The 5,647-nt window shown below is 45.8% G+C and carries 5 protein-coding genes; 2 read left to right on the forward strand and 3 right to left on the reverse strand.

Going from position 1 to position 5,647, the window contains the following annotated elements; translation table 11 throughout:
* On the reverse strand, positions 1 to 1,110 hold a 1,110-nt coding region (locus R7041_RS22465), incomplete at its 3' end, for a fructose PTS transporter subunit IIA (RefSeq protein ID WP_318128717.1).
* 385 nt (positions 1,111 to 1,495) lie between these two features.
* On the opposite strand from R7041_RS22465, the gene R7041_RS22470 reads away from it, so the two are divergent.
* The gene (locus R7041_RS22470; RefSeq protein WP_318128718.1) at positions 1,496 to 2,338 is read left to right on the forward strand and encodes an AraC family transcriptional regulator; all 843 of its coding nucleotides are present in this window, start codon (positions 1,496 to 1,498) and stop codon (positions 2,336 to 2,338) included.
* 34 nt (positions 2,339 to 2,372) lie between these two features.
* On the opposite strand, the gene R7041_RS22475 is transcribed toward R7041_RS22470, so the two are convergent.
* Both R7041_RS22475 and R7041_RS22480 read right to left on the reverse strand, forming a co-directional pair.
* Positions 2,373 to 3,149, reverse strand: coding sequence for a PTS sugar transporter subunit IIA (locus R7041_RS22475; RefSeq protein WP_025794178.1), 777 nt, complete (start codon positions 3,147 to 3,149; stop codon positions 2,373 to 2,375).
* A gap of 8 nt (positions 3,150 to 3,157) precedes the next feature.
* Positions 3,158 to 3,460, reverse strand: coding sequence for a PTS fructose transporter subunit IIB (locus tag R7041_RS22480; RefSeq protein ID WP_005463048.1), 303 nt, complete (start codon positions 3,458 to 3,460; stop codon positions 3,158 to 3,160).
* A 267-nt stretch (positions 3,461 to 3,727) separates the two neighbouring features.
* Here R7041_RS22480 and R7041_RS22485 point away from each other — a divergent pair, with 267 nt between their 5' ends.
* Entirely contained in the window at positions 3,728 to 5,599 is a 1,872-nt protein-coding gene (locus R7041_RS22485) for a fructose-specific PTS transporter subunit EIIC (protein WP_318128719.1), read from the forward strand.
* The last annotated feature ends 48 nt before the right edge of the window (positions 5,600 to 5,647 follow it).

Genomic DNA, 5,647 nt, shown 5'->3' on the forward strand with positions numbered 1-5,647 from the left:
ACCACCGATCAAGCCAGGAGCTAGAGCTGGGCGGTCAGCAATCGCGTAAGCAATGTAACCGGCAAGGATTGGGATCATCAGCGTAAAGGCAACCACACCGACATTGAGGATTTGGTTCCACATGCTGCCTTCAGGAATCGCCATGCCCGCTTCACTTGGCTGACCACCGACGGCAAGAGCAAGGGCAATCAACAGACCACCCGTTACGACGAATGGGATCATGTGTGATACGCCGTTCATCAAGTAGCGATATAAGTCAGAACGAGCTTGAGAAGCTTTGTCGGCAACCGACGCTTGCGTATTGCCATTGGACTCAGCTTGGTACGTCGGTGCGTTTAACGCTTCATTAATCAGTCCTTGAGCATCGCGGATTGGGGATTTTACGTTGGTTTTAACCACGCGTTTGCCCGCGAAGCGGTTCATGTCAACTTGCTTGTCACATGCGACGATGATGGCATCTGCACGCTCGATTTCTTCTGCGGTTGGACTGTTTTTCACACCGATTGAACCATTCGTTTCAACCTTGATTTCGTAACCCATCGCCGCAGCACCTTTCTCCAGTGCTTCTGCTGCTAAGTAGGTGTGCGCAACGCCCGCAGGACAACCGGTAACACCAATGACGAAACCTTGGTTTGCTGGAGCATCTGTCACTGGTTGCGGTTCTTCTTTAGCAAGAAGGAGTGCCAGTGCGTCTTGGCTGTTTGTTGCACCTAAAAACGCATCGATGAAACCATCTTCAATCAGTTTTGAGGACAGCTCTGCAAGTACTTCGATATGGTGGTTATCGCCACCGTCTGGAGAAGCGATCATGAAGAACAGCTTTGAAGGTAAACCGTCTTCCGCGCCATACTCGATACCTGATTTGCTAACGCCGATCACAACCGCCGGTTCAATCACAGCGGCGCTTTTCGCGTGTGGAATTGCCACGCCATCTTCAAATCCGGTATTTCCTAATTCTTCACGTGCTTTTATATCTGAAAGAAATTGTGTTTGGTCAGAAATACGACCTTGGGCATGAAGAACGGCAACCAGTTCTTTAAATACGTCTTCTTTTGAAGATGCTTTAAGATCAAGCTTAATTAAGTCTTCATTTATTAGTTTGGTGATCATTGTCGAACCCCTATAAATATAATTTTTATTTCAGGGGTATTTTTAAATTACTGAGAAAAAGACTGTAGTGAAGAAAAAATGCATTTACTGGAGGATTGTAACCGACTAACTATAGTGTGATTTAGATCGTTCACTGGACAAATCTAGCTGCATATCTGTGACATGATGGATAAGAAGCTAAACGATAAGTAAAATGTGGCGTTGCTCCCATTTAAAAAGGGATTGAGTGTTATTGATAGAGTTTTTGTTACTGGAAATTTGATGCGTTAACTGGATTTTTGTAACATTAAAATGGAAGTGTGATTTTGCTCAATAGCACAAAAATCCAGTCCGGTGTATATCTATAGCAAATAGCATCATTGATGCATATATAGAGTGTGAGACAATGATTTTTCATGATTTAATTTCAGTGGTATTAAATGAAAGAGAGCCATTTCATAATATTTGGTTTGCAGGAGATTTTCATACGCCGCCTGAATTTAGCTATCAAGTTAATTTCCCTCGCCTAGAGTTAGTTCTGGATGGGGAATATATTAATGAAATGGAAAGTCATGATCGAAAAGTAACGCACATCGTTGCTAAAAAAGGCGACGCGATATTTATTCCTCCTAACTGTTGGAATAAACCAGACTGGGATACCGATTGCTCAGTGTTAAGTATTTTGTTTGGGCGTCGACAACTTGGGTTAAGTTTGGTGAGCAAACGCAAAGGTGAGGCAAACTTTTACGATATTCAAAAGCATAGCATCCAAACACGCTCAGGATTTGCGATAGATAACATCTTAGAAGCGTTGAGCTCACTGGCTCGTGAGAATACTAAAAAACCAATGGATGAGCTTTTACTGCAAGCATTACTGCAATACGCGAAGACGATGTTGGATGCACCAGTCGAGCAGCAGTCACATAGCCGTGTGCAAGATCTCTATCAAGGGATCTGCATTTACATTCAAGAGAACTTCCATCGCCCAATCACGCGTGACAGCATTGCGTCGAGATTCAGTATTTCCTCGAACCATTTGTCGCGCTTGTTCCGTCAGCAGGGGCACATGACCTTGGCAGACTACATTACTTGGGTACGAGTGGATCGTGCGAAGTTTATGCTCAAGAAATACAACTTCAAACTCAATGACGTGTCAGTGCGCTGTGGATTTAAAGACGTGAACTATTTCTGCCGAGTATTTAAGAACCGTACAGGCAGAACGCCGACGGAATATCGTGGTTCGATTTAAGCCTTCAGTCAGAGTGCGTAAATCATAGAGAAGTTTAGGCGAGCAGCCTCGACATGGCGTACATCAGCAGCGCTTGTAAGTCGACGCTGCTTTTTGTTAGTAGTAGGCGTTCCGCCATTTGATCGGTAAGCAGATTTCGTGTGAGGGTAGTGGCCGCAATGATCTGATCTCGGGTCGGCCTTTCTGGCATCACCAGTGCTATAGCCAGATGAACATCACCCATCTTTGAAGCCCAATCCATCGACTTTTCATTTGCAATAACGGCAATGGAAATGTGGTCAACACCTGAAAACATCACATGCGGTAGAGCGATCCCCGGAGTCACGCAAGTTGATGAACGTTCTTCGCGTTTAATAAAAGCAAGGATCAGTTCGTCAGGATGAATGGGGTGGATCAGCTGAGCTAATCCTTTAAGACATTCAAACTTGGTGAGCTCGGTATGCGCTTTGGCGTAGTGCCATTTGATTTCACAAGGTGGGCAAATTTGCGGTAAACGCTCGGCCAGTTGGCTAGAAAACTCATAGTTGATATGAGATCCCACTACAGTAAAGTGTTCAGCAATCATGTCTTTGATGACGAAGCAGGCCAGCTCTGCGTCAATGCCAATCGCTGTGATTTGACACAAATCACCTTGTTGTAGACCTGCTTGCAAAATCGCCACGGACTTGGTGAGTTCCGCAACACGATTTTGCGTTACATTAATGATATGTAAGGTACTTTTGAACTTCTTTGCCACTCGATTGAGTGGCTGAGCAAGGTGCGCACTGGCATTTGCATTATCGACGAAAAAGGTGATTTGGTATTCGTTCATCTGCAAATTTAGTCGCGGCAGTGGACGAGGAATACTTTGTCGACGTTCAGCAAAACCTCTTCAATGGGGATTTGAATTTTGCGCGTCCCTTCGAATCGGCCAGGTTGTTCTATCTCAATATCCGACACAATCAAAACCCGATCCGCTTGAGCGATATCGTGAGGAGTGAGCTGATTTTCTATCCCCATCGCACCTTGCGTTTCTACTTTAATTTGCACGTTATGTTTTGGCGCAGCTTTCATTAGTGCATCTGCCGCCATATAAGTATGAGCGATGCCTGTAGGGCATGCTGTCACCGCTACGATTTTCATGTTCTATCCATTTTATTTTTTGTGGATATTAACACAGCCACCGCAGATTGAATTGATTTGAGCTGGATTAACGCAAGAGCTCTATCACAGTTTGAATCTCATGTTACATTAATCCAGTTAATGCACTTTTAGTCCTATATATCAAAGGGTAGGCACTGGTTAATCTATGCCCAAATAAAATGAGTAGGAACGCATACGAGCCAGGGGATCCTGTATCTCAAACTCACTTGGGTATATATTCGAGCGTGAATATTGGAAGGTAAAACAATGGACATCACAAACCTAATTGAGCTGGAAACGATATGTTTAGATCTAAAAGCTCAAACCAAAGATGAAGCGCTCAAAGAGCTGGTCGAGATGCTAGAGGCCGCCGGCAAACTCAATAGTCAAAGCCAGTTCTTGGCAGATATTTGGAAACGAGAAGAGATCGGTAACACAGGATTTGATGATGGTATTGCGATCCCTCATGCCAAAAGTGATGCTGTAGCGAAACCGGCTGTCGCGGTCGGGATCAGCCGTAATGGGATTGATTATGGCGCCGAAGATGGCGAGCTGTCCGATGTGTTTTTCATGCTGGCGTCTCCAGATGGTGATGACCATCATCACATTGAAGTATTGGCACAAATTTCCACCAAAATTATCGAAGACGGCTTTGTTGAAAAGCTCAAGTTGGCTCAATCACGAGAAGAAGCGCTTGAGATGCTGAATGATATTCAAACCCAATCCAATGAATTTCTCCCAACTTCTTTAGAATTTGCATCAGAACCCCTGAGCCCTTGGGCGCAAAAACTTGGCCGCATTAAAGAGCACTTGCTGTTTGGCACATCCCACATGATCCCGTTTATCGTTGCGGGAGGTGTGTTGTTGTCGTTGTCGGTGATGATCTCTGGTCACGGTGGTGTACCACAAGAGGGCATTTTGGCCGATATTGCCCAAATGGGGATTGCTGGCCTGACATTGTTTACTGCCGTTCTTGGCGGTTACATTGCTTATTCCATTGCCGACAAGCCGGGCCTTGCGCCGGGTATGATTGGGTCTTGGATTGCAGTCAGTCATTACAATACGGGTTTTTTAGGTGCAATTGTGGTCGGCTTTTTTGCTGGCTTTGTCGTTTGGCTATTAAAGAAAATTCGGCTACCAGACAGCATGAGTTCGCTTGGCTCGATTTTTATTTATCCGCTAGTCGGTACGTTTGTTACTTGCGGCGCGGTGATGTGGGTGATAGGTGCTCCGATTGCCAGCGCAATGACCACCATGAACGAAGTGCTGACGGGCATGGCGGGCTCAGGCAAAGTAATGCTCGGAACTGTGCTTGGGGCAATGACCGCGTTTGATATGGGCGGCCCAATTAACAAAGTGGCGACGTTGTTTGCTCAAACCCAAGTGAACACGCAACCATGGTTGATGGGCGGGGTCGGTATTGCGATTTGTACGCCGCCATTGGGTATGGCACTAGCCACGTTTTTGGCGCCGAGTAAATTCAAGCGAGATGAACGCGAAGCGGGGAAAGCCGCAGGTATTATGGGGATGATCGGTATTAGCGAAGGTGCGATTCCTTTTGCCGCTGGCGACCCTGCACGAGTGTTACCCGCTATTGTGGCGGGTGGCATTGTCGGTAACGTGATTGGCTTTATGTTCCACGTAATGAACCATGCACCGTGGGGCGGTTGGATTGTTCTCCCTGTTGTGGATGGAAAAATTGGTTATATCATCGGCACGATTGCGGGCTCAGTTACCACGGCATTGATCGTGATTGCACTAAAGAAAACCGTCACCGAAGATGAGAGTTATACAGGTCATTCTCAAGTATATGGTTCTGTTCAAGGCGAAGGTGAGGCGGATGTTTTGGCGGTTACATCTTGTCCATCCGGTGTGGCACATACGTTCTTAGCGGCGAAGTCATTGGAAAAAGCAGCTTGTGCACTCGGCATTAAGATTAAAGTCGAAACCCAAGGGGCGAATGGCGTCATCAACCGAATTACCGAGAAAGACATCGAGAAAGCGAAGTTTGTGATCTTTGCTCATGATGTCGCGATCAAAGAACCGGAACGTTTTCGAAAAATAAAAGTGTTGGATGTGACGACCAAGGATGCCATGTTGAACGCTACGGCTTTGTTGCAAGCACGTAGAGTGTCTTAGCATTTTACTTCTGAGAAATTTTTCCTTAATAACCCTGCTGACTGCTTC

Source organism: Vibrio sp. 1751 (assembly GCF_033339895.1).
Taxonomy (GTDB): domain Bacteria; phylum Pseudomonadota; class Gammaproteobacteria; order Enterobacterales; family Vibrionaceae; genus Vibrio; species Vibrio alginolyticus.